This is a genomic window from Rhodococcus sp. IEGM1428 (genome assembly GCF_050321865.1).
Taxonomy (GTDB): domain Bacteria; phylum Actinomycetota; class Actinomycetes; order Mycobacteriales; family Mycobacteriaceae; genus Rhodococcoides.
This window is the reverse complement of sequence record NZ_JBNQFW010000004.1, coordinates 373,077-395,459: the sequence shown is the minus strand read 5'-3', so window position 1 is coordinate 395,459 and position 22,383 is coordinate 373,077. Positions and strand designations below refer to the sequence as shown.

At 64.3% G+C, this 22,383-nt stretch carries 19 protein-coding genes; 13 read left to right on the top strand and 6 right to left on the bottom strand.

Annotated elements, in window-relative coordinates:
* Positions 1-2: 2 nt before the first annotated feature.
* A complete protein-coding gene (locus ACQR3T_RS20095) occupies positions 3-764 on the top strand; it encodes an adenosylcobinamide-GDP ribazoletransferase (protein WP_428694620.1) in 762 nt (253 codons plus the stop codon).
* Here ACQR3T_RS20095 and ACQR3T_RS20090 read toward each other — a convergent pair.
* Together ACQR3T_RS20090 and gcvT are read right to left on the bottom strand one after the other, a co-directional pair.
* Positions 761-1,864, bottom strand: coding sequence for a branched-chain amino acid aminotransferase (locus ACQR3T_RS20090; RefSeq protein WP_428694619.1), 1,104 nt, complete (start codon positions 1,862-1,864; stop codon positions 761-763). The genes ACQR3T_RS20095 and ACQR3T_RS20090 overlap by 4 nt on opposite strands.
* Positions 1,865-1,904: 40 nt before the next feature.
* A complete protein-coding gene (gcvT, locus tag ACQR3T_RS20085; protein WP_428694618.1) occupies positions 1,905-3,005 on the bottom strand; it encodes a glycine cleavage system aminomethyltransferase GcvT in 1,101 nt (366 codons plus the stop codon).
* A gap of 129 nt (positions 3,006-3,134) precedes the next feature.
* Between gcvT and ACQR3T_RS20080 the strand changes: the two genes are divergently transcribed.
* A complete protein-coding gene (locus ACQR3T_RS20080) occupies positions 3,135-4,658 on the top strand; it encodes a leucyl aminopeptidase (RefSeq protein WP_428694617.1) in 1,524 nt (507 codons plus the stop codon).
* A gap of 49 nt (positions 4,659-4,707) precedes the next feature.
* Here ACQR3T_RS20080 and ACQR3T_RS20075 read toward each other — a convergent pair whose 3' ends face one another.
* Positions 4,708-5,049, bottom strand: a complete 342-nt coding sequence (locus ACQR3T_RS20075) for a hypothetical protein (protein ID WP_032379085.1) — start codon at positions 5,047-5,049, stop codon at positions 4,708-4,710.
* A gap of 379 nt (positions 5,050-5,428) precedes the next feature.
* Here ACQR3T_RS20075 and sucB point away from each other — a divergent pair, with 379 nt between their 5' ends.
* The 5 genes from sucB to ACQR3T_RS20050 all read left to right on the top strand — a co-directional run bounded on the left by sucB (position 5,429) and on the right by ACQR3T_RS20050 (position 10,888).
* Entirely contained in the window at positions 5,429-7,204 is a 1,776-nt protein-coding gene (gene sucB, locus ACQR3T_RS20070; protein WP_032379086.1) for a 2-oxoglutarate dehydrogenase, E2 component, dihydrolipoamide succinyltransferase, read from the top strand.
* A gap of 150 nt (positions 7,205-7,354) precedes the next feature.
* Complete coding sequence (locus ACQR3T_RS20065) at positions 7,355-8,245, top strand: TIGR01777 family oxidoreductase (protein WP_032379087.1); 891 nt, start codon at positions 7,355-7,357, stop codon at positions 8,243-8,245.
* Positions 8,246-8,266: 21 nt separating this feature from the next.
* Positions 8,267-9,046: a lipoyl(octanoyl) transferase LipB gene (lipB, locus tag ACQR3T_RS20060; protein ID WP_428694616.1), complete on the top strand. Its 780-nt coding sequence runs from the start codon at positions 8,267-8,269 to the stop codon at positions 9,044-9,046.
* 10 nt (positions 9,047-9,056) lie between these two features.
* Complete coding sequence (gene lipA / locus ACQR3T_RS20055) at positions 9,057-10,070, top strand: lipoyl synthase (protein WP_170944795.1); 1,014 nt, start codon at positions 9,057-9,059, stop codon at positions 10,068-10,070.
* 62 nt (positions 10,071-10,132) lie between these two features.
* Positions 10,133-10,888, top strand: a complete 756-nt coding sequence (locus ACQR3T_RS20050; RefSeq protein ID WP_032379090.1) for a DUF4191 domain-containing protein — start codon at positions 10,133-10,135, stop codon at positions 10,886-10,888.
* A gap of 39 nt (positions 10,889-10,927) precedes the next feature.
* On the opposite strand, the gene ACQR3T_RS20045 is transcribed toward ACQR3T_RS20050, so the two are convergent.
* A complete protein-coding gene (locus tag ACQR3T_RS20045) occupies positions 10,928-11,392 on the bottom strand; it encodes an RDD family protein (RefSeq protein WP_032379091.1) in 465 nt (154 codons plus the stop codon).
* A gap of 167 nt (positions 11,393-11,559) precedes the next feature.
* Here ACQR3T_RS20045 and glnA (ACQR3T_RS20040) point away from each other — a divergent pair, with 167 nt between their 5' ends.
* The 6 genes from glnA (ACQR3T_RS20040) to ACQR3T_RS20015 all read left to right on the top strand — a co-directional run bounded on the left by glnA (ACQR3T_RS20040) (position 11,560) and on the right by ACQR3T_RS20015 (position 17,834).
* Positions 11,560-12,996 carry a type I glutamate--ammonia ligase gene (gene glnA / locus ACQR3T_RS20040; protein ID WP_032368128.1) on the top strand — a complete coding sequence of 479 codons (1,437 nt, stop codon included), beginning with the start codon at positions 11,560-11,562 and terminating at the stop codon, positions 12,994-12,996.
* 187 nt (positions 12,997-13,183) lie between these two features.
* Positions 13,184-13,834 (top strand): ABC transporter permease, encoded by a 651-nt coding sequence (locus ACQR3T_RS20035; RefSeq protein ID WP_032379092.1) that lies wholly within the window; start codon positions 13,184-13,186, stop codon positions 13,832-13,834.
* Complete coding sequence (locus ACQR3T_RS20030) at positions 13,827-15,026, top strand: ABC transporter ATP-binding protein (protein WP_428694615.1); 1,200 nt, start codon at positions 13,827-13,829, stop codon at positions 15,024-15,026. The genes ACQR3T_RS20035 and ACQR3T_RS20030 overlap by 8 nt, the downstream gene beginning before the upstream one ends.
* A gap of 50 nt (positions 15,027-15,076) precedes the next feature.
* On the top strand, positions 15,077-15,832 hold the full coding sequence (locus tag ACQR3T_RS20025; RefSeq protein WP_032379555.1) for an ABC transporter permease: 756 nt from the start codon (positions 15,077-15,079) through the stop codon (positions 15,830-15,832).
* Positions 15,832-16,815, top strand: a complete 984-nt coding sequence (locus ACQR3T_RS20020; RefSeq protein ID WP_428694614.1) for a glycine betaine ABC transporter substrate-binding protein — start codon at positions 15,832-15,834, stop codon at positions 16,813-16,815. The genes ACQR3T_RS20025 and ACQR3T_RS20020 overlap by 1 nt, the downstream gene beginning before the upstream one ends.
* 35 nt (positions 16,816-16,850) lie before the next feature.
* Positions 16,851-17,834 (top strand): glycine betaine ABC transporter substrate-binding protein, encoded by a 984-nt coding sequence (locus tag ACQR3T_RS20015; protein WP_428694613.1) that lies wholly within the window; start codon positions 16,851-16,853, stop codon positions 17,832-17,834.
* Positions 17,835-17,847: 13 nt separating this feature from the next.
* Here the strand turns inward: ACQR3T_RS20015 and ACQR3T_RS20010 are convergent, their stop codons facing one another.
* On the bottom strand, positions 17,848-20,895 hold the full coding sequence (locus ACQR3T_RS20010) for a bifunctional [glutamine synthetase] adenylyltransferase/[glutamine synthetase]-adenylyl-L-tyrosine phosphorylase (protein ID WP_428694612.1): 3,048 nt from the start codon (positions 20,893-20,895) through the stop codon (positions 17,848-17,850).
* A 143-nt stretch (positions 20,896-21,038) separates the two neighbouring features.
* On the bottom strand, positions 21,039-22,379 hold the full coding sequence (gene glnA, locus ACQR3T_RS20005; RefSeq protein ID WP_032379097.1) for a type I glutamate--ammonia ligase: 1,341 nt from the start codon (positions 22,377-22,379) through the stop codon (positions 21,039-21,041).
* Positions 22,380-22,383: the final 4 nt, after the last annotated feature.

Genomic DNA, 22,383 nt, shown 5'->3' with positions numbered 1-22,383 from the left:
CGGTGCGCGGGCGCGCCGATGGACTGTTGCTCGCGTTCTCCTGGCTGACCGTACTGCCCGTACGCGGCCCCGAGAACGTCGATCGACACGCGGCCGGACGGGCGATAGCTCGTGCTCCGATCGTCGGTCTCGCTCTCGGCGGCACCTGCGCGGCGCTGGTGTGGGTGTCGATCACCACAGGACTGTCGCCGCTGCTCAGCGGACTGATCGGCGTCGCGGCTGCTGCATTGCTGACCAGGGGGATGCACCTGGACGGCCTGGCCGACACCGCAGACGGACTCGGTTGCTACGGCCCGCCCGAGCGCGCGAGAGAAGTCATGAAGTCCGGCAGCACAGGCCCGTTCGGAGTGGCAGCGCTTGCTCTGGTGTTGGGGATACAGGCTGCAAGCGTGGGCCAGCTCGCTCAGTTGCACATGTGGTGGGCCATCGTGTTCGTCTCGGTGATCGGACGTGTGTCGGTGGTGCTCGCGTGCCGCCGAGGGATCGACGCGGCGGCACCGACCGGATTCGGCGCGCTGGTGGCAGGCACTCAGTCGACCGCACTCGTGGCGGTGTGGACAGGCGTGGCAACGGCCATGTCCGTATACATCAGGCCCGACCGCTCGTGGCACGGACCACTGGTGGTCGTCGTCGTGCTCGCCCTTGCCGTGATTCTGACTCGGCACTGCGTCCGACGCTTCGGCGGTCTCTCCGGCGACGTACTCGGAGCCGGAATCGAGACCACCACCGCCCTGGCCGCGATCGGCATCCTCGTCGGGAGCTAGCGGAGTGTGGTCATCCATCCGTGCGTATCGGCGAACGTGCCGCGCTGAATGCCGGTGAGCGTGTCTCGCAGTGCAAGGGTGATCTCGCCGGGCTCGCCGCCTGCGATCTCGAATGCTCCCTCAGTGGACTTGACGCTGCCCACCGGGGTGATGACGGCTGCGGTGCCACAGGCGAACACCTCGGTGATCTCGCCCGAGTCGGCACCCTTGCGCCACTCCTCGGTGGAGATTCGGCGTTCTTCGACGGGGATGCCGGCGTCCGTCGCCAGCGCCAGCAGCGAGTCACGCGTGATGCCGGGGAGAAGTGATCCGGACAGCGATGGCGTCACCAGTCGCGCATCGGAGCCCGAGCCGAAGACGAAGAACAGGTTCATCCCGCCCATCTCCTCGACGTAGCGGCGCTCGGTGGCGTCGAGCCAGACCACCTGATCGCATCCCTCGTCGCTGGCCTGCGCCTGGGCGAGGAGTGACGCGGCATAGTTGCCTGCGAACTTCGCGGCTCCGGTACCGCCCGGTGCCGCCCGGACGTATTCGGTGGACAGCCAGACGCTCACCGGCTTGACTCCCCTGGGGAAGTACGCGCCCGCAGGCGAGGCGATCAGCATGTACCGGTAGGAGTCGGCGGGGCGCACGCCCAGCCCGGCTTCGGTGGAGAACATGTACGGCCGGACGTACAACGCGTCCTCACCGCCGGCCGCGGGCACCCACTCGTGGTCGAGTTCGAGCAGCTTCTCGATCGATCCGACGAAGAGCTCGTCCGAGAGTTCCGGCATCGCGAGCCGGCGAGCCGAGGACCGGAACCGCTCGGCGTTGGACTCCACCCGGAACGTCGAGAGGTCACCGTTCGGCTGACGGTAGATCTTGAGGCCCTCGAAGATGGCCTGTCCGTAATGCAGCACCATCGCCGCCGGGTCGAGCTCGATCGGGCCGTACGGAGCGATCGTCGCGTCGTGCCAGCCACGGTCTCGGGTGTAGTCGATGTACACCATGTGGTCTGTGAAGTGCTTTCCGAATCCTGGTGCGGCAAGCACGGCGTAGCGCTCCGCCGGTGTAGCGGGCGAGGGATGCTGCACGTACGTGAATTCGGAAACACCTGTCATGCCCGAGATCCTATCGTGGAGGTCCCCCGCTCTCGCGCGGTCACCTGGTCTTGGCAGCGACAAACGGTGGCGCGACCACTTCGCAGCGCAACGCACGCCCACGAACGTCGACCTCGACCTCCGAACCGACAGCCGGAGCCGCCTCGGCGTCGAGCAAAGCCAGGGCGATACCCACCTTGAGCGAGGGTGAGAACGTTCCGGAGGTCGTCGTCCCGATGTCCTGACCCGACGCCCGCACGGTGAGACCGGGGCGGAGTACGCCGCGGTCGAGAGCCTTCAGTCCGCGCAGCGTTCGCGTCGGCCCGTCGGCCTTCTCCGCGGTCAGTGCCTCCTTGCCCCAGAACGCGTCCTTCTTCCAGCCGATCGCCCAACCGCACCGAGCCTGCAGGGGCGAAATGTCCAGTGCCAGTTCGTGTCCGTGCAGCGGGTATCCCATCTCGGTGCGCAGAGTGTCGCGTGCTCCGAGCCCGCACACCTGTCCCCCACGTGACCGCACGGCGGCCAGCAGTGCGCGGAAGAGCGGTTCCGCATCGTCCGCCGGTGGAACCAGTTCGTAGCCGTGCTCGCCGGTGTAACCGGTTCGGCACACCCGCACTGCCACCGAATTCCAAGTCGCGTCCTCGAACGCCATGTAGTCCATATCGGTCGGCAGACCCAGTTCCTGCAGCACCTCGGCCGCTTTCGGCCCCTGCACGGCCAACACTCCGAACTCGCGGTGCTGGTTCACCACCGACACGCCATCGGGTGCCTGCGCTGCCATCGCGGCAACGACATCGGCCGTGTTGGCTGCGTTCGGCACCAGGAATACGTCGTCATCGGAGACGTAGTAGGCGATCAGGTCGTCGACCACGCCGCCGGATTCCGTGCAGCACAGGGTGTACTGCGCTTTACCCGGCTCGATGCGGCCGAGATCGTTGGTCAGAACAGAGTTCACGAAGGCGGCAGCGCCGGGTCCGGTAACCGACGCTTTGCCCAGGTGGCCGACGTCGAACAGACCTACGGTTTCCCGCACCGCGGTGTGCTCGACGACCACTCCGGCGTATGACACCGGCATGGTCCAACCGCCGAAAGGCGCGAATGTCGCACCCAATTCGGTGTGTACGGCGTGCAGCGGTCCCTCGATCAGGTCGGTGTCGGTCATGGCGGTCACGCTAGCTCACATCACGGCTCGTGCGGGCCCTGCGGACCGAGTTCGTCCCTCGGTCCGCTGCGCCATCGATCGTCATTAGGATCGAGGTACCTACACGTCAACCCCTACAGGAGCAGCCACGTGCCTTCACCTTCGACGCTATCCCGCACTCTCGGACCCGACCTGGTCCTCGCGGGCAAGCTCGGCAAGAAAGTCGACGTTCTCGTCGTCGCGCTGAGTACCAGTGACGACGGCCTCGAGCTCGCCATCACCGATGACATTTCGGACGACGCCGTTGCTTCCGAACTCCTCGACGCCTTCGAATCCGTCGGTGCCACCGGCAAAGCCGATGAGCTCGTTCGGATCCCGGCTCCGTCCGGACTGCCCGTCTCCAGCGTCCTGGCAGTGGGCCTCGGCAACGCTGCCGACATCGACAGCGAACGCATCCGTCAGTCGGCCGGTACGGCCGCACGCTCGCTCAAGGGTGTCGATACGGTCGCGACGACGTTGTCCGCACTCGATCTCGGAGCGGCCGCTGAAGGCTTCTTTCTCGGCGCGTACCAGTTCACCGAGTTCAAGTCGGCCTTGTCGGCACCGAAGGCCGATGGTCTTCCACTCGCCCGCGTCGAGTTGCTCGTGCCCGACACCCGCTCCAAGGACGCCAAGACCGAGCTGGCACGATCGCTCGCCATTGCCGAATCCGTCGCCGTGGCACGCGATTTCGTCAACACCCCGCCGAGCCACCTCTACCCCGAGGAGTTCGCGGAGCAGGCCAAGGCTCTGGGTACGGCAGCGGGACTGAAGGTCGAGATCCTCGACGACAAGACACTGGAGAAGGACGGCTACGGCGGTATTCACGGCGTCGGCAAGGGTTCTTCACGCCTGCCGCGACTGGTTCGCCTGACGCACTCGGGCGGTAAGCGGGGTGCGAAGAAGGTTGCCCTGGTGGGCAAGGGAATCACCTTCGACACCGGCGGCATCTCCATCAAACCCGCTGCGGGCATGGAGAACATGACCTCGGACATGGGCGGCGCGGCTGCGGTCATCGCGACGGTGATCCTCGCCGCGAAGGTCGGCCTGCCACTCGATGTGATCGCGACGGTGCCGATGGCCGAGAACATGCCGTCGGGCACTGCGCAGCGTCCGGGCGATGTACTGACCCAGTACGGCGGCATCACCGTCGAGGTCATCAACACCGACGCCGAAGGTCGACTGGTGCTGGCCGACGCGATAGTGCGTGCCTGCGAGGACGATCCGGATTACCTCATCGACACCGCAACGCTCACCGGGGCTCAGGTCGTAGCGCTCGGCAACAGAACGCCGGGCGTGATGGGTACCGACAACTTCCGCGACCGGGTTGCCGAAATCTCCCAGGCCATCGGCGAGAACGGCTGGGCCATGCCGCTTCCGAGGGAGATTCGACGCGAACTCGACTCCAAGGTGGCCGATCTGGCGAACGTCACCAACGGCCGGGCCGGAGGAATGCTGGCAGCAGCTCTGTTCCTGAAGGAATTCGTGGCCGACGGCGTCGAATGGGCTCACATCGATGTCGCGGGCCCGGCCTACAACACCGGAGGCCCCTTCGGCTACACCGGCAAGGGCGGCACCGGAGTTCCCGTGCGGACCATGTTCGCGGTTCTCGAAGACATAGTCGAGAACGGCTGATTCGGACCGTCCGTGCGCGGGGAGCAACGTCCTCGCGCACGGACGTCGATCACACGTCGCGCTGCTGCTGTTCGCGCTTCTTGATGATCTTCTGGCGCGCGTCGTGGTCGCGCATTCGTTGGGGATACCCGGTCTTGCGGACGTCGTACACCGGGATCTTCAGGTCGGGTCCGATCTTTCGTGCATATTTTTCATCCAGCGGCCGCCGGGTCCATTCGCCGTCGTTCGCGACCAGTACGACGGTCAGCGGGGTCACCGTCGTCTTGGGCTCGACGTAGGCCTCGACACCGATTCGCGCGGCGGTCCAATCGGCCAGGTACTGGGCGACCGACCCTTCGGGGCCACGTTTTGCGGCCCCGCCGCTTCGTTTGAGTCGATCGAACAATCCCACGAGAACATCCTTTTCGTACGGCCTATGGATCGCCGGCACGGATGCCGGAAATGTTGTTACCCGCCAGTTTGCCAGGCGTGTTGTGCGCCCTAGGGGAACGGCGAGGCGACAACAATGGAAGGATGACTGTAGAGGGTTCAGCTCTCTTGATAGTGAACCAAGGCTCGTGAAGTGAGTAAGTGAGTTGCCGAGAGGGAGTGTCGACGTGGGCGCTGGATCGAGCCGAACATGCTCGGTGAGTGTCGATCGCACCGGTGCCTCCGTCGAATCGAATCACCCAACTCTCGTCCATGAACCCTGTTCCGCCAGCACAATGGTCTGCGACCACAAGTCGTAAGAACTACATCACCCGCATACAACTGTCGAGGAGTCAACAGACATGGCCTTCTCCGTCCAGATGCCAGCTCTCGGTGAGAGTGTCACCGAGGGAACTGTCACGAGGTGGCTCAAACAAGAAGGCGACACCGTCGAAGTCGACGAGCCATTGCTCGAAGTCTCCACGGACAAGGTCGATACCGAGATCCCGTCGCCTGCTGCCGGTGTTCTCACCAAGATCGTCGCTCAGGAAGACGACACCGTCGAGATCGGTGGCGAGCTCGCCCAGATCGGTGACGCAGGCGAGGCCCCCTCGTCCGACGCACCGGCCGAGGACGCTGCCCCCGCCGAGGAATCGGCACCCGAGGAAGCTGCCGAGGAGCCCACTCCCGCAGCCGAGCCCGAGCCACAGGCAGAGGAGGAGGCACCCGCAGCGAGTGCGTCGTCCGACTCGTCAGGATCCGGTACGCCCGTGACGATGCCCGAGTTGGGTGAGTCCGTCACCGAGGGCACCGTGACCCGATGGCTCAAGGCCGTCGGCGACGAGGTTGCAGTCGACGAGCCGCTGCTCGAGGTCTCCACCGACAAGGTCGATACCGAGATCCCGTCTCCGGTCGCCGGAACGCTGCTCGAAATCTCCGCCGAGGAAGACGACACGGTTGCCGTCGGTGGCCAGCTCGCCGTCATCGGATCCGGATCGCCCGCCGAGAAGGCTCCCGAGCCCGAGGCCACCCCGGAGCCCGAGGCCCCGAAGGCCGAAGAGCCGAAGAAGGAAGAGCCGAAGAAGGAGGCTCCCAAGCAGGAAGCCCCGAAGGCCGAGCCCAAGCCCGAGCCGAAGCAGGAGGCTCCCAAGGCCGCGCCCGCCAAGGAGTCGGCACCGTCGGGTGATTCCAGCCCGTACGTCACACCGCTCGTCCGGAAGCTGGCGTCGGACAACGACGTCGATCTCTCCACGGTCAAGGGCACCGGTGTCGGTGGACGCATCCGCAAGCAGGACGTGCTCGCGGCTGCCGAGGCCAAGAAGGCTCCGGCAGCTCCGGCCGCCGAGGCTGCGCCCGCCGCTGCCGCCAAGGCTGCTGCGCCGGCTACTGCCGGTGTTCGCCCGGAGCTCGCACATCTGCGTGGCACCACGCAGAAGATCAACCGGATCCGTCAGATCACCGCGAAGAAGACGCGCGAGTCGCTGCAGACCTCTGCGCAGCTCACGCAGACCTTCGAGGTGGATGTCACCAAGATCGCCGGTCTGCGAACGAAGGCGAAGGCGAAGTTCGCCGAGAACGAGGGCGTCAACCTGACGTACCTGCCGTTCTTCGCGAAGGCCGTCGTGGAGGCTCTCAAGGCGCATCCCAACGTCAACGCGAGCATCAACGAGGACGCCAAGGAGATCACCTACCACGCCGATGTCCACCTCGGCATTGCCGTGGACACCGAGCAGGGTCTGCTCTCCCCCGTCATCCACAACGCCGGTGACCTGTCGCTGGCCGGGTTGGCTCGGGCGATCAACGACATCGCGACCCGCGCACGTTCGGGTGGGCTGAAGCCGGACGAGCTGTCCGGTGGCACGTTCACGATCACCAACATCGGCAGCCAGGGTGCGCTGTTCGACACCCCGATCCTGGTTCCGCCGCAGGCGGCCATGCTGGGTACGGGTGCGATCGTCAAGCGTCCCGTGGTCGTCAAGGACGACTCGGGCAACGAGTCGATCGGTGTTCGCTCGATGTGCTACCTGCCGCTCACCTACGACCACCGGTTGGTGGACGGAGCCGACGCAGGGCGCTTCCTGACGACGATCAAGCAGCGTCTCGAAGTAGCGTCGTTCGAGGCCGATCTCGGCCTGTAGACAACCGGCGAGTTTCGCGCCTCACGTATTCTCGTAGGAGCGCGACACATTCGCATCGGAGTCTCGACAAGTGGGGCACGAACCGAGCATCCGGGGCATCATTCGTTCGCGAATGATGCCCCGGACTGCGTCAAGGAGGCTTTCGTTCATATGCGCGTAGTCATTGCAGGTTCATCGGGATTGATCGGCACAGCTCTGGTCGCAGCACTGCGAGGCCGGAGCCACGACGTCACCCGCCTCGTACGGCGTTCACCGGCGGGCCCGGACGAGTCGCAGTGGGACCCGTCGCGCGGGAGCATCGACGCGGCCACCCTCGACGGTGCCGACGCGATCGTCAACCTGTGTGGTGTCGGAATCGGCGACAAGAGATGGTCCGGTGCTTACAAGCAATTGGTGCGCGACAGTCGAATCGCTCCCACCGAGGTGCTCGCTGGAGCTGCCGCCGATGCGGGAGTACCGACATTGATCAACGCCAGCGGCGTCAACTTCTACGGCGACACGGGCGATCGAGTGGTCGACGAGACCGCTCCCGTCGGTGAGGGTTTTCTGGCCGAGGTGTGTCGCGATTGGGAGAACGCCACGTCTGCGGCGTCCGATGCGGGCGTACGCACGATCATGCTGCGCAGCGGCGTCGTGCTGTCGCAGCGCGGCGGAATGCTGGGCAAGCTTCGTCCGCTCTATTTGTTCGCCCTCGGCGGGCGGCTCGGCAGTGGACGTCAGTACTTCCCGTGGATTTCTCTGGAGGACGAGATCGGTGCCATCGTCCACGGCATCGAGAGCGATTCCTTGCGTGGACCGGTCAACATGGTGGGTCCGACCCCGGTGACGAACGCGCAGTTCAACAGTGCGATGTCCCGAGCGGTGCACCGCCCAGCCCCGTGGGTCGTCCCCGGCTTCGCCCTCAAGGCCGTGATCGGCGAATTCGCCGAGGAAGCCATTCTCACCGGTCCGCGCGCCATTCCGAAGGCTCTGGAGGACGCGGGGTACTCGTTCGAGCACAACACCGTGGGAGAGGCACTGCGAGTAGCTGTGGGCAGCTGACGCGGCGTACCGTTCCGAATCATGAGTGACGCGAACTCTTCGTCGGTCCGAGCATCGGCACGCGCGAGCACCGAGCCTGTCGTGGTGCGCCAGTTGGGCACCGTCGATTACACCGAGGCGTGGGCTCTGCAGCGCGATCTTGCGGGTGCCCGGGCCGACGGCGTCGGCTCCGACACACTGTTGCTGCTCGAGCATCCCTCCGTCTACACCGCGGGCCGACGCACCGCCGAGGAAGACATGCCCCGGGACGGCACTCCCGTCGTCGAGGTGGACCGCGGCGGCAAGATCACCTGGCACGGTCCTGGCCAGTTGGTCGGATATCCCATCGTGAAGCTCGCGCAGCCCATCGACGTCGTCAAGTACGTGCGCCGTATCGAAGAAGCGCTGATCTCCGTCGTATCCGGATACGGCATCGTGTGCGGACGCGTCGACGGCCGCTCAGGGGTGTGGCTTGCAGCCGAAATGCGCGACAGCGTCTGGCTTCCCGAGCGCAAGATCGCCGCAATTGGGGTCCGCGTCCAGCGCGGGGTGACACTGCACGGCTTCTCGCTCAACTGCAATGCGGCCATGACCGGGTTCGATGCGATCGTGCCGTGCGGCATCGCCGATGCGGGCGTCACATCACTGTCGCTCGAACTGGGACGTGACGTGACGACCGACGACGTCCTCGCGGCCGTCACCGCTGCGATACTGGCTGCCCTCGACGGTTCGATGCCGGTGCAGGACCATGACATCGAGCATCCGGCGACAGTCGGCGCGTCGATCAACCCGCAGTTCACCACCGTTCGGTTCGGCGCGTAGCATCGAATCTGTGACTGTGGCCCCAGAAGGACGCAAGCTGCTCCGCCTCGAGATCCGAAACGCGGAGACCCCCATCGAACGCAAACCCAACTGGATCAAGACCAAAGCCAAGATGGGCCCGGAATACACCGAGCTCAAAGGTCTTGTGAAGCGTGAGGGTCTGCACACGGTGTGCGAGGAAGCCGGCTGCCCGAATATCTACGAATGCTGGGAAGATCGCGAAGCGACCTTCCTCATCGGCGGTGAGCAATGCACCCGCCGTTGCGATTTCTGCCAGATCGACACCGGCAAGCCGGACGACCTCGATCGAGACGAGCCGCGCCGTGTGGCGGAGTCCGTGCAGGCCATGGGTCTGCGCTACTCCACGATCACCGGCGTCGCCCGTGACGATCTCGAGGACGGCGGAGCATGGCTGTACGCCGAGACGGTGCGCTTCATCAAGAAGCTGAACCCGAACACCGGTGTCGAGCTGCTCATCCCCGATTTCAACGCCAAACCCGATCAGCTGGCCGAGGTCTTCTCCTCGCGACCGGAGGTCCTGGCCCACAACGTCGAGACCGTGCCGCGCATCTTCAAGCGCATTCGTCCGGCGTTTCGCTACCAGCGGTCGATGGACGTCATCACTGCGGCGCGCGATGACGGCTTGGTCACCAAGTCCAACCTCATCCTCGGCATGGGCGAGACGCCCGAAGAGGTGCAGGAAGCGATTCGCGACCTGCACGAGGCGGGCTGCGACATCCTCACCATCACCCAATACCTGCGCCCCTCACCCCGGCACCACCCCGTCGAGCGATGGGTCAAGCCGGAGGAGTTCGTCGAGCACTCCGACTACGCCACCGAGGTCGGATTCGCCGGTGTGCTGGCCGGGCCGTTGGTCCGCTCGTCCTACCGTGCCGGGCGCCTGTACGCGCAGGCCATGGCGCACCACGGTCGCGAACTGCCCGAGAGCATGAGCCATCTGACCGATGGCGGCGAAGCCTCGCAGGAGGCCAGTTCGTTGATGGCACGTCTGGCCGCTCGCTGATCCTCGTTCCCAATCCGGAAGCGGTGCAAGTGAGCGTCGGCACAGGACGTATCCTGTGAGGTATGGCGAACGGCAGTAAGGCTGGCAAAGCAGCGAAGCCCAGCAAGGAAGTAAAAGCAGCCGCGAAAGCGGCCCGCAAGAAGGCATCGAAGGAACGCCGCAGTCAGCTGTGGCAGGCGTTCCAGATGCAGCGCAAGGACGACAAAGCTCTCCTTCCGCTGATGATCGGGGCGGTGGTCGGGCTCGGGCTCGTCGGCTTCCTCATCGGCCTCGCCTTCGGCTTCCAGTGGTTCTTGCTCCCCATCGGCTTGCTGCTCGGCGTGTTGGTCGCCTTCATCATCTTCGGTCGCCGGGTGCAGAAGTCGGTGTACAAGAAGGCCGACGGTCAGGCCGGTGCTGCAGCCTGGGCCCTGGACAACCTGCAGGGTTCGTGGCGGGTGACCAACGCGATCGCCGGCACCACTCACCTCGACGCCGTGCACCGGGTGATCGGCAAGCCCGGGGTCATCCTCGTTGCCGAGGGTGCACCGCAGCGCGTGAAAGCACTGCTGGCACAAGAGAAGAAGAAGACCGCCCGCCTGGTGGGTGACACCCCCATCTACGACGTGATCGTCGGAAACGAAGAGAACCAGATTCCTCTGTCGGGTCTGCAGAAGTATCTGTCGAAGTTGCCCAAGAACATCGACGGCAAGCGCATGGACACCATCGAGTCACGGCTCTCCGCGCTCGGCACGAAGGGCGGCCCGGCGATGCCGAAGGGACCCGTTCCCGGCGGGGCCAAGATGAAGGGCGTCCAGCGGACCATGAAGCGCCGCTAGATCCCGATCGACACTCCACAGCAGCCCTGGTGCGCGCCCTCAGCGGGTCCGCAGCAGGGCTGTTCCCGTTGCGCGATCGTGCATTCCGCGTCCGTCCATATCGGTGATGACGGCCGGGACGACGAACAGCAGAATCAGCTGACGAACCAGCGCCCGGACGAAGCCGACTCGGGCATGGGCGTCGATGCGACCGACCTGGATACCGACCACGAACTGCCCAGGAGTGAACGAGAACAGCGAGACGGTCACCAGTCCAACTACGAACCACACCGCAAGTACGATCGTCGAGATCAGTCCACTCGTGGTGTAACCGCCGAGAATCAGCGACGCGACGCCGGTCGCCATGGTCCAGTCCAGAATCAGGGCCAGAATTCTGCGGCCTGCACCTGCCAGTGCGCCGACCCCCTGCTGAGGCAGGCCCAGTTCTTCGCCGCGAAAGTTCTGTGGTTGCCGTGGGTTCGCGGCCGCCGGTCCGGACAACCAGGACCCTGTCATTCGTGCCATGATTTCCAGGATAGGCGCGACCGGACACACGGGAAAACACGCGGACGTACTGTTGTTCGTGCCACTCGTGAACCAGGACGCGTAACACGGGCGAAACACGACCTTGACGGGCGGGCAACACCAAGTCCATACCGTCAGTTCGACGGACTCAACAAAGGAGCAAAAGCGTGGCGTTTTCCACGGCCCAAGAGGTCATCAAGTTCATCGCAGATGAAGGAATCGAATACGTCGACATCCGATTCACGGATCTGCCGGGTGCACAGCAGCACTTCTCGATCGCCGCGAAGGCGTTCACGGCGGATACCCTGGAAGACGGTCTCGCGTTCGACGGCTCGTCCGTCCGCGGCTTCCAGTCCATCCACGAGTCCGACATGATCTTGCTTCCGGACTACGCCACCGCTCAGGTCGACCCGTTCCGCAACGCCAAGACGCTGAACATCGACTTCTTCGTCCACGATCCGTTCACGCGTGAGGCATACAGCCGCGATCCGCGCAACGTCGCTCGCAAGGCCGAGGAGTACTTGGCCAGCACCGGCATCGCCGACACCGCCTACTTCGGTGCCGAGGCCGAGTTCTACATCTTCGATTCCGTCCGCTTCGATTCGCAGGCCAACGGCGCGTTCTACGAGGTCGACTCGTCCTCGGGTTGGTGGAACACCGGAGCCGAGACCGAGGCAGACGGCAGCCCGAACCTCGGCTACAAGGTTCGATTCAAGGGTGGCTACTTCCCCGTCGCTCCGTACGACCACTACGTGGACCTGCGCGACCAGATCTCCACCAACCTGCAGAACGCGGGCTTCGAGCTCGAGCGTGCCCACCACGAGGTCGGCACCGGCGGGCAGCAGGAGATCAACTACAAGTTCAACACGCTGCTCCGCGCCGCCGACGATCTGCAGCTGTTCAAGTACATCGTCAAGAACACCGCGTGGCAGAACGGCAAGTCGGCAACCTTCATGCCGAAGCCGCTCTTCGGCGACAACGGCTCGGGCATGCACGTGCACCAGTCGCTGTGGAAGGACGGGAAGCCCCTCTTCCACGACGAGGCCGGATACGCCGGACTGTCGGATCTCGCACGCCACTACATCGGCGGCATCCTGCACCACGCGCCGTCGCTGTTGGCCTTCACCAACCCGACGATCAACTCGTACCACCGCTTGGTGCCGGGCTACGAAGCCCCCATCAACCTGGTCTACAGCCAGCGCAACCGCTCCGCGGCAGTGCGCATCCCGATCACCGGCAACAACCCGAAGGCCAAGCGCCTCGAGTTCCGCGCGCCGGACTCCTCGGGCAACCCGTACCTGAACTTCGCTGCTCAGATGATGGCGGGCCTGGACGGAATCAAGAACAAGATCGAGCCGATGGCTCCGGTCGACAAGGACCTCTACGAGTTGCCGCCCGAGGAAGCCAAGAACATTCCTCAGGCACCCACCTCGCTCAATGCGGTCATCGACCGTCTCGAGGCCGATCACGATTACCTCACCGAGGGTGGCGTGTTCACGACCGACCTGATCGAGACCTGGATCTCGCTCAAGCGTGAACAGGAAATCGCTCCGGTGAACCTGCGTCCGCACCCGTACGAGTTCTCGCTGTACTACGACGTGTGAGTCGATAAAATTCACACCGAAAACGCCCGGCCGAATCTTTTCGGCCGGGCGTTTTCTCGTTCTCGATGGTTTCCGATCGGCAACTTTTGCGGCAATCCGCACTGAATTCAGACCGGTCGGCGTTTGATAAGTGGTACGCGGGGTAAAGATATTTATCCGCTACCGGCGAACAGAGGACGACAACTGCATGGATGCACTGTGGGAATTCATCGTCGGACGGCGAAGGCAGTTGGCAATCGACTCTTATCTACACGTGTCGGCCGTCATCCAATGCGTCGTCATCGCTACCGTCATCGGCGTCGCCATCGGTGTACTCGTCTATCGCAGTCCGGCGGGCTCCGCTATCGCGACGGCCCTGGCGAGCACCGTCCTCACGATTCCGTCGTTTGCTCTGTTGGGTCTGCTGATTCCCATTTTGGGACTCGGTGTTCGACCGACAGTGACCGCTCTGGTCCTGTACTCACTGCTCCCGATCATCCGAAACACGGTGGTCGGCCTGGATGCGGTCAATCCGGCAGTAACCGATGCCGCCCGCGGAATCGGCATGAGCCGCATTCTTGTGTTGCGGCGCATCGAGATTCCACTTGCGTGGCCCTCGATTCTGACCGGTATGCGAGTCAGTACACAGCTGGCCATGGGCATTCTGGCCATCGCTGCTTACGCCAAAGGCCCTGGCCTGGGCAACCTTCTGTTCTCCGGGCTCGCACGGGTCGGCAGCCCCACCGCCGTTCCACAGGCACTGACCGGCACCATCCTCATCGTCCTGCTGGCGTTGATCCTCGATGGGATCTACGTCGTGATCGGCAAACTGACCACCTCGAGGGGTATCCGTGAGTGAGAAAACGACCGTATCCGGCGCAGAAATCGTGCTGGAGAACGTGACCAAGAGTTACTCGGGCCAAAAGGACGCCGCCGTCGACAACGTGTCGATGACGATCCCGGCCGGCGAAGTGGTCGTATTGGTCGGACCGTCGGGCTGCGGCAAGACGACGACCATGCGAATGATCAACCGATTGATCGAACCGACGTCGGGCCGCATCACCATCGGTGGCAAGGACGCATTGTCGATCAACCCGAACGAGCTCCGCCGCACCATCGGATACTCCATCCAGCAAGCAGGGCTGTTCCCGCACATGACCATTGCCGAGAACGTCGGCATGGTTCCAGGGCTGATCGGCTGGAAGAAGAAGAGGATCTCGGACCGTACGGACGAAATGCTCGATCTCGTCGGTCTCGATCCAGCGTTGTACCGCGAACGCTACCCACGCCAGCTGTCCGGAGGTCAGCAGCAACGTGTCGGTGTTGCGCGCGCTCTGGCCGCTGATCCGCCGGTTCTGTTGATGGACGAGCCTTTCGGTGCCGTCGACCCCATCACTCGCGGTTTGCTTCAGGACGAATTGATGCGTCTACAGGCCGAACTGGGCAAGACGATCGTCTTCGTCACGCACGACTTCGACGAAGCCGTCAAACTCGGTGATCGAATCGCCGTGCTGGGCAATCAGTCCCGAATCCTGCAGTTCGATACCCCCGAAGCGGTGCTGGCCAACCCAGCCGACGAGACGGTCGCCGGATTCGTCGGTGCCGGTGCAGCTCTCAAGCAACTGACACTGATGAGAGTGCGCGACATCGAGTTGGCCGATGTTCCGGTCATGGGCGAAGACCAGCCGGTCGAGTCGATGAACGCGGCTCTCGGAAACGATCCGGAGGCATGGGGAATCATTCTCGATGCGCGTAAGCGGCCCATTCGTTGGACCGATCGCCGTCATCTCGCCGGGGTAGGCAGCCTGCGCGACGTCGGTGTTCCGATGGGCGAAATGGTCTCGACGCAGTCGACGCTGCAGGACGCACTCGAAGCGCTTCTCGCCGAGGGCAACGCGACCGCAACAGTTACCGGTCAGCGCGGCGAATACGCCGGCACGATCACCATCGAGCAACTGATCGACACCATCAAGACCATCCGTTCGCAGCATGCTCACGACCACGACAAGGACACCTCAGCGGAAGACGTGACTGCAGGAAGTCCGTCGTGACGACCGCTGCGGATTCCTCGGTCGTCGATGCAGCAGGGGACGACAGCGGCGTGCAGGCGGCGAAGCAGGCTGCCAAGCGAGCGGAACGTGTTCGGCTACTGGTGCAACCGGCCCTCATCGCGATAGTGGTTGTCGCACTTCTTGCCTATACGTTCACTCGCGATCTGACTGCTACACAAGCGGAGACGTTGAACGCGGCCACGCTGTTCCAGGCGTTGAAAGAGCACGTCTTGATCACGATCGTCGTCACGGCGCTCGTGCTGGCTATAGCGGTTCCTCTGGGAATCCTGTTGACCCGCAACGGCTACCGCAAGTTGGCACCGATCTTCATCGGTATCGCCAACATCGGTCAGGCCGCTCCGGCGGTGGGCCTGTTGGTGTTGCTGTTCCTCGCGACCGGCAAGACCGGTTTCTGGATCGGCGTACTGCCTATCGCGTTCTACTCGCTGCTTCCCGTTCTCCGAAACACGATGCTCGGCTTCCAGCAGGTCGACCCGAGTTACATCGATGCTGCACGCGGACAGGGCATGTCGAGTAGCGGCATCCTCTGGCGTATCGAGTTTCCACTCGCCGTGCCGTACATGCTGGCCGGTCTACGAACGTCGCTGGTGCTCGCCGTCGGTACCGCCACTTTGAGCTTCCTCGTGGGAGCGGGCGGTCTCGGAGTTCTGATCGATACCGGATACAAGCTCTACCAGCCACTCATCCTCGTCGTTGGAGGCGTTCTCGCCGTGGCCCTCGCGTTGTTCGTGGACTGGCTCGGGGCACTCGCCGAGGCCTATCTCGGCCCGAAAGGACTCCGCTGATGCGGCGCTCGACACAACAACTCATATCTCTGTGCGCGATCAGCACGATCGCACTGGCAGGTTGCGGTTTGCAATCTGGCAGCGCCGTGCCGCTGTCGGTGGAGCCCGGCAGCATCGAAGCGATGCCAGGTCTCGAGGGCGCGGAACTGACCGTCGGCTCCAAAGACTTCACCGAGCAGATCGTACTGGGCTACATCCTCGAATTCGCGTTGTCGGCTGCAGGCGCAGACGTTCGCGACCTGACGAACATTTCGGGGTCGAACAGCACCCGCCAGGCCATGGTCTCCGGGCAGGTCGATCTCACCTATGAGTACACCGGGACCGGCTGGATCAACTACCTCGGCAACGAAAGTCCCATCACGGATGCCACCGAGCAGTTCGATGCGATCCGCGATGCCGATGTTGCCAATGGATTGACGTGGGTCAATCCCGCGCCGATGGACAATACGTACGCCCTGGCGATGAACCAGGCAACTGCCGACCAGACCGGAGTGAAGACTCTGTCGGACTACGCAGCTCTCGTGGCGCGCGATCCGGCCGCGTCGGCGTTGTGCGTGGAGACCGAGTTCAATTCACGACAGGACGGATTTCCCGGCCTGGCGGCAACGTACGGTTTCGACCCCAATGCCGTTCCCCGTCAGATTCTGCAGACCGGAATCATCTATCAGGCGACGGCCGAGGGTTCGCAATGCAAGTTCGGTGAGGTGTTCACCACCGACGGCCGAATCAAGGGTCTGAATCTCGTCGTTGTCGAGGACGACAAGAGCTTCTTTCCCCGGTACAACGCCACCGTCGTGATCCGCTCGTCGATCGCCGAGCAGTATCCGGAAATTGCCGAGGTGACTGCGCCGATTTCGGCCAAGCTGACCAATGACGAGATCACCGAACTGAACAAACAGGTCGACGTCGACGGCCGCGAACCGGCCGACGTCGCACGTGACTGGATGGTCAAAGAGGGTTTCGTCACCGCAGGCGCGGATTAGCCGTCTCTTACATCGAGCCGTGAGGACCGAAGCTGATGCGGCACAAGACACGCGGGTTTATTGCCCTCTGCGCCGTCATGATGACGGCAGCGACGAGCTGCGGTCTGCAGTCGGGCAGCGCAGTGCCGCTGTCCGTGGAACCCGGCAGCATCCAACCTGTACCGGGTCTCGAAGGCGCACAATTGATCGTCGGCTCGAAGGAATTCACCGAGCAGGTGATCCTGGGTTACATACTCGAATTCGGGCTGGTGGCAGCCGGAGCGGACGTCCGAGACCTCACCAACATTTCGGGGTCCAACAGCACCCGCCAAGCCATGGTTTCCGGCCAGGTGGACGTCACCTACGAATACACGGGTACGGCCTGGATCAACTTCCTGGGAAACGAAACCGCCATTCCGGACGCCACCGGGCAGTTCGAGGCCTTGCGCGACCAGGACGCAGCCAACGGACTCACCTGGGTCAACCCTGCACCGATGGACAACACGTACGCACTCGCGATGAATCAGGCGACGGCAGACGCGACCGGCATCAAGACGCTTTCGGACTACGCCGCGCTCGCCACTACCGATCCGGCAGGGGCAAAGACCTGCGTGGAGACCGAGTTCAATTCACGACAGGACGGGTTTCCGGGTATGGCCGCTGCCTACGGCTTCGACCCCAACGTCGTTCCGCGGCAGGTGTTGCAGGGCGGCATCATCTATCAAGCAACGGCCGACGGTTCGCAATGCACATTCGGTGAGGTGTTCACCACCGACGGCCGTATCAAAGGTCTCAACCTGGTCGTGATTCAAGATGACAAGAGCTTCTTTCCCCGCTACAACGCCACGGTCGTGATTCGCACGCCCATTGCCGAGCAATACCCGGAGATCGCCGAGGTCACCGCTCCGATCTCCGCGGCGCTGACCAACGACGAGATCACCGAGCTCAACCGGCAGGTGGACATAGACGGACGCGAGCCCGCGGATGTCGCGCGCGACTGGATGGTGAAGCAGGGTTTCGTCACCGTCGGCAGTGACTAGAGGGAGACAGTGATCAGCTGCCGCCGAAGGTCCGCTCCACCACTGCCTTTGCCCGACGCGTGACACGCAGGTAGTTGTCGAGGAACGCACCGGCGTCGCCGTTCTCCCAGCCCGCGACCTGCGCCACGGCGGAGAGTACTGCGCCCGGTGCCGGTAGCTGGTCGGTCGGCTTGCCGCGCACCAGAACCAGTGCGTTGCGGGCTTTCGTCGCGAGGATCCACGCCTCGCGCAGCAACTCAACGTCGGTTTCGCTCATGAGCTCGGCCGCACCGATCGCGTCCAGCGACTGCAGGGTCGAGGTGTTGTGCAGCGAAAGAACCTTGTGCGCATACCGGAGCTGAATCAGCTGGACGGTCCACTCGATGTCGGCCAATCCCCCGCGCCCGAGCTTGGTGTGGGTGGAGGGGTCGGCGCCCTTGGGCAGACGCTCGGAGTCGATGCGCGCCTTGATGCGTCTGATCTCACGGACCGCTTCGGCGGACACCCCACCCTCGGGATAGCGCACCTTGTCTGCCATCAGCAGGAACCGAATGCCGAGATCCTGGTCGCCGGCCACCTGGTGGGCCCGCAGCAGAGCCTGGACTTCCCAGGCCTGGGCCCACTGGGAGTAGTACGCGGCGTAGGACGACAGCGTGCGCACCACCGGTCCGCTGCGGCCTTCCGGACGCAGCCCGGTGTCGACTTCGAGGGGCGGGTCGGTGCTGGGCGCGCCGAGCAGTTTACGGATGCGGTCGGCAATGGTGTTGGCCCACTTGACCGCAACGGTCTCGTCGACCCCGTCGACCGGCTCGCACACGAACAGCACGTCGGCGTCGCTGCCGTATCCGAGCTCGCCGCCTCCGAGTCTTCCCATGCCGATGACGGCCAGCGTTGCCGGTGCCGGTTCGCCGCGCTCGATCTCGCTGGCCCGGATGGCAGCTGCGAGAGCGGCATTGATGACGGCGGCCCAGACCGACGACAGCGCTCTGCACACCGCAGGCACGTCGAGCATGCCGAGGATGTCTGCCGAGGCCACTCGGGCCAGTTCGTGGCGTCGCAGCGCCCTGGCCGCGTTGATCGCCCGTACCGGATCCTCGTAGCGGGCCGAGGAAGACAGGATGGCGCGATAGGTCTCTTCGGGCTCGACATCGAGTAGACGCGGGCCGGTGGGGCCGTCGGCGAACAACCGAATGACCTCTGGGGCCTTGATCAACAGATCCGGTACGTAGGCCGAGGATCCGAGCACGATCATCAGCCGCTGAGCCACTGCGCCCTCGTCGCGCAACACGCGCAGGAACCACGTCTGCTCCCCTGCCGATTCCGACAGTCGGCGGTAGTTGAGGAGACCGGCGTCCGGATCGGGGGTGTCGGCGAGCCACTCCAGCAGCGTCGGGAGCAGCACGGCCTGAATCTGGCCGCGCCGAGTGCCCGAGCCGACGAGCGCCCGCAAGTGACCCAGTGCGTTCTGCGGGGTGGCGTAGCCGAGGGCCGCGAGCTGACGCGTCGCCGCGTCGGGTGTCAGACGTACTGTCTCGGAGTCGAACTTGACCACCGAGTCCAGCAGCGGCCGGTAGAAGAGCTTGGCATGCAGACGCCTGATGCGCTGGGCATTCCTCTTGATCTCGGCGTTCAGCACCCCGAGAGCGTCGCGATTGCCGTCGGGTCGCATGTGCGCCGAACGGGCCAACCACCGCAGCGCTTCCTCGTCGTCCTGCGGAGGCAGGGTGTGTGTGCGCCGCATTCGCTGCATCTGCAGGCGGTGCTCGATCAGCCGGAGGAACTCGTAGGACGCCGTCAGATTCGCGGCGTCGTCGCGGCCGACGTACCCGCCCTCGGTGAGCGCGGTCAGTGCGTCGGTCGTACCGAGCACGCGCAGCGACTCGTCGGTTCGACCGTGCACCAATTGCAGTAGCTGGACGGCGAATTCGACGTCTCGCAGACTGCCGCGTCCGAGTTTGATCTCGCGTTCGCGGAGCTCCGGCGGCACCATCTCTTCGACGCGACGACGCATTGCGCGCACTTCCGGAACGAAGTCCTCGCGCTGACTCGCCAGCCATACCATCGGGTTGACCGCGTCGACGTAATCGTTGCCCAGTGCGATGTCACCGGTCATCGGCCTGGCCTTGAGCAGAGCCTGGAACTCCCAGGTCTTGGCCCACCGCTTGTAGTACGCCACATGCGAATCCAGGGTGCGGACCAGTTCGCCGCGCTTGCCCTCGGGTCGCAGCGCGGCATCCACCTCGAAGAAGGCCGAGGATCCGATGCGCATCATCTCACCCGCGATGCGGCTCGCCTGAGAGTCTGCGGGTTCGGCGACGAACACGACATCGACGTCGGAGACGTAATTGAGTTCGCGCGCACCACATTTGCCCATCGCGACGACGGCCAAGCGCGTCGGACACGGCGCATCGGGGCACACGGTTGCGACGGCGACGGCCAATGCTGCGGTGAGGGCCGCGTCGGCCATGTCGGAGAGCTGCGATCCGACCACCGTGTACGGCAGTACGGGCTCGTTCTCGACAGTCGCGGCGAGGTCGTACGCGGCCAACACCATGATCTGGTCGCGGTACTTCTTGCGCAGAGCGATCACAGCGGGTGGTCCGGTGATCGACGCCCGGTACAGATCGGGTGCGGCATGGGGTCCGGTCTCGGGCTCGGCCCCGACCACCTCGAGAAGTTCCGCGACCAGTGTCGCCTTGCTGGGGAGTTCGATCTTCGCCGAGACCCCAGTGCCCTGACCTTCCTTGGTCAGCAGCAAACGCCAGGTGCTGTCGTCTGCAACGAGGTGATCGGCGAGCGCACTCGATGCGCCGACGAGCCCGAGGATGCGCCCGCGGAATCCCTTGTCCGTGCGCAGCGCCGTGTCGAACTCCGACCAACCGGCACCGAGCGACTCGTACAAGCGCACCAGGGTGCGGAGCGCGAGGTCGGCATTCGGCGCGCGGGACAGCGACCAGAGCAGCTCGAGGCTGTCCTCATCGGTCCAACCGAGAGTGCGCAGATCGGACGGCGCAGTTTCTTCGACCAAACCGAGGCGGCCCGGTCCGGGAACGACGGATCTGGAAGTCGGAGGACGCACCATCAGAATCCACCTCGGCGTGCCACAGTTTTACCCCGTCGTCGGTAATGCGACGCGAGGGTGCCCGCGCCGGCATCGGAACTACATTCACGATCGACTAGAACGTAGCCCATGACGACGCCGGTCTGTCAAAAGACCCCGCTGCTCTACAGACCCAGGTAGGCCTTCAGCTCGTACGGCGTGACGTGGCTGCGGTATTCCTCCCACTCACGACGCTTGTTGCGCAGGAAGAAGTCGAACACGTGCTCGCCCAGTGCTTCTGCGACCAGTTCGGACCCTTCCATCGCGTTCAACGCCTGATCGAGATTGCCCGGCAGTTCCTTGTATCCCATGGCGCGACGCTCGGCGGACGTCAGTGCCCACACGTCTTCCTCGGCCTCGGGCGGCAGGGTGTACCCCTTCTCGATTCCGCGAAGACCGGCCGCGAGCAGCACCGCGAAGGCGAGGTACGGGTTGCAGGCCGAGTCGGGGCTGCGAATCTCGACGCGCCGAGACGACGCCTTGTTCGGGGTGTACATCGGCACGCGGATCAAGGCCGAGCGGTTGGCCGGTCCCCACGATGCGGCGGTCGGTGCCTCGCCGCCGCGCACCAGCCGCTTGTAGGAGTTGACCCACTGGTTGGTCACGGCGCTGATCTCGTTGGCGTGCTCGAGGATGCCGGCGATGAAAGACTTGCCGGTTTCCGAGAGCTGCATCGGGTCGTCCGGGTTGTGGAAGGCGTTGGCGTCGCCCTCGAACAGGCTCATGTGTGTGTGCATCGCCGAGCCGGCCTGGTCGCTGAACGGTTTGGGCATGAACGTCGCACGCACACCCTCTTCGATGGCGACTTCCTTGACCACGTAGCGGAAGGTCATGATGTTGTCGGCCATCGACAGCGCGTCGGCGTACCGCAGATCGATCTCCTGCTGTCCCGGCGCGGCCTCGTGGTGGCTGAATTCGACCGAGATGCCCATCGACTCGAGCGCGTCGATGGCGTGCCTGCGGAAGTTCGGGGCCGAATCGTGCACGGCCTGGTCGAAGTATCCGCCGTTGTCGGCAGGGGTGGGCGGTGAGCCGTCCTGCGGGGCATCTTTGAGCAAAAAGAACTCGATCTCGGGGTGCACGTAGCAGCTGAATCCGAGGTCTGCGGCTTTGCTCAACTGGCGACGTAGCACGTGGCGAGAGTCGGCCCAGGACGGCGAACCGTCGGGCATGGCGATGTCGCAGAACATCCGCGCCGAGTGCTGGTGGCCTTTGCTGGTGGACCACGGCAGGATCTGGAACGTCGAGGGATCGGGCTTGGCGACGGTGTCGGCCTCGGAGACTCGAGCGAACCCTTCGATGGCGCTACCGTCGAAGCCGATCCCCTCGTCGAACGCCCCTTCGAGCTCGGCGGGGGCGATGGCCACCGATTTCAGATACCCGAGGACGTCGGTGAACCAGAGGCGGACGAAACGAATGTCGCGCTCTTCGAGAGTCCGGAGCACGAATTCCTTTTGACGATCCATGAAC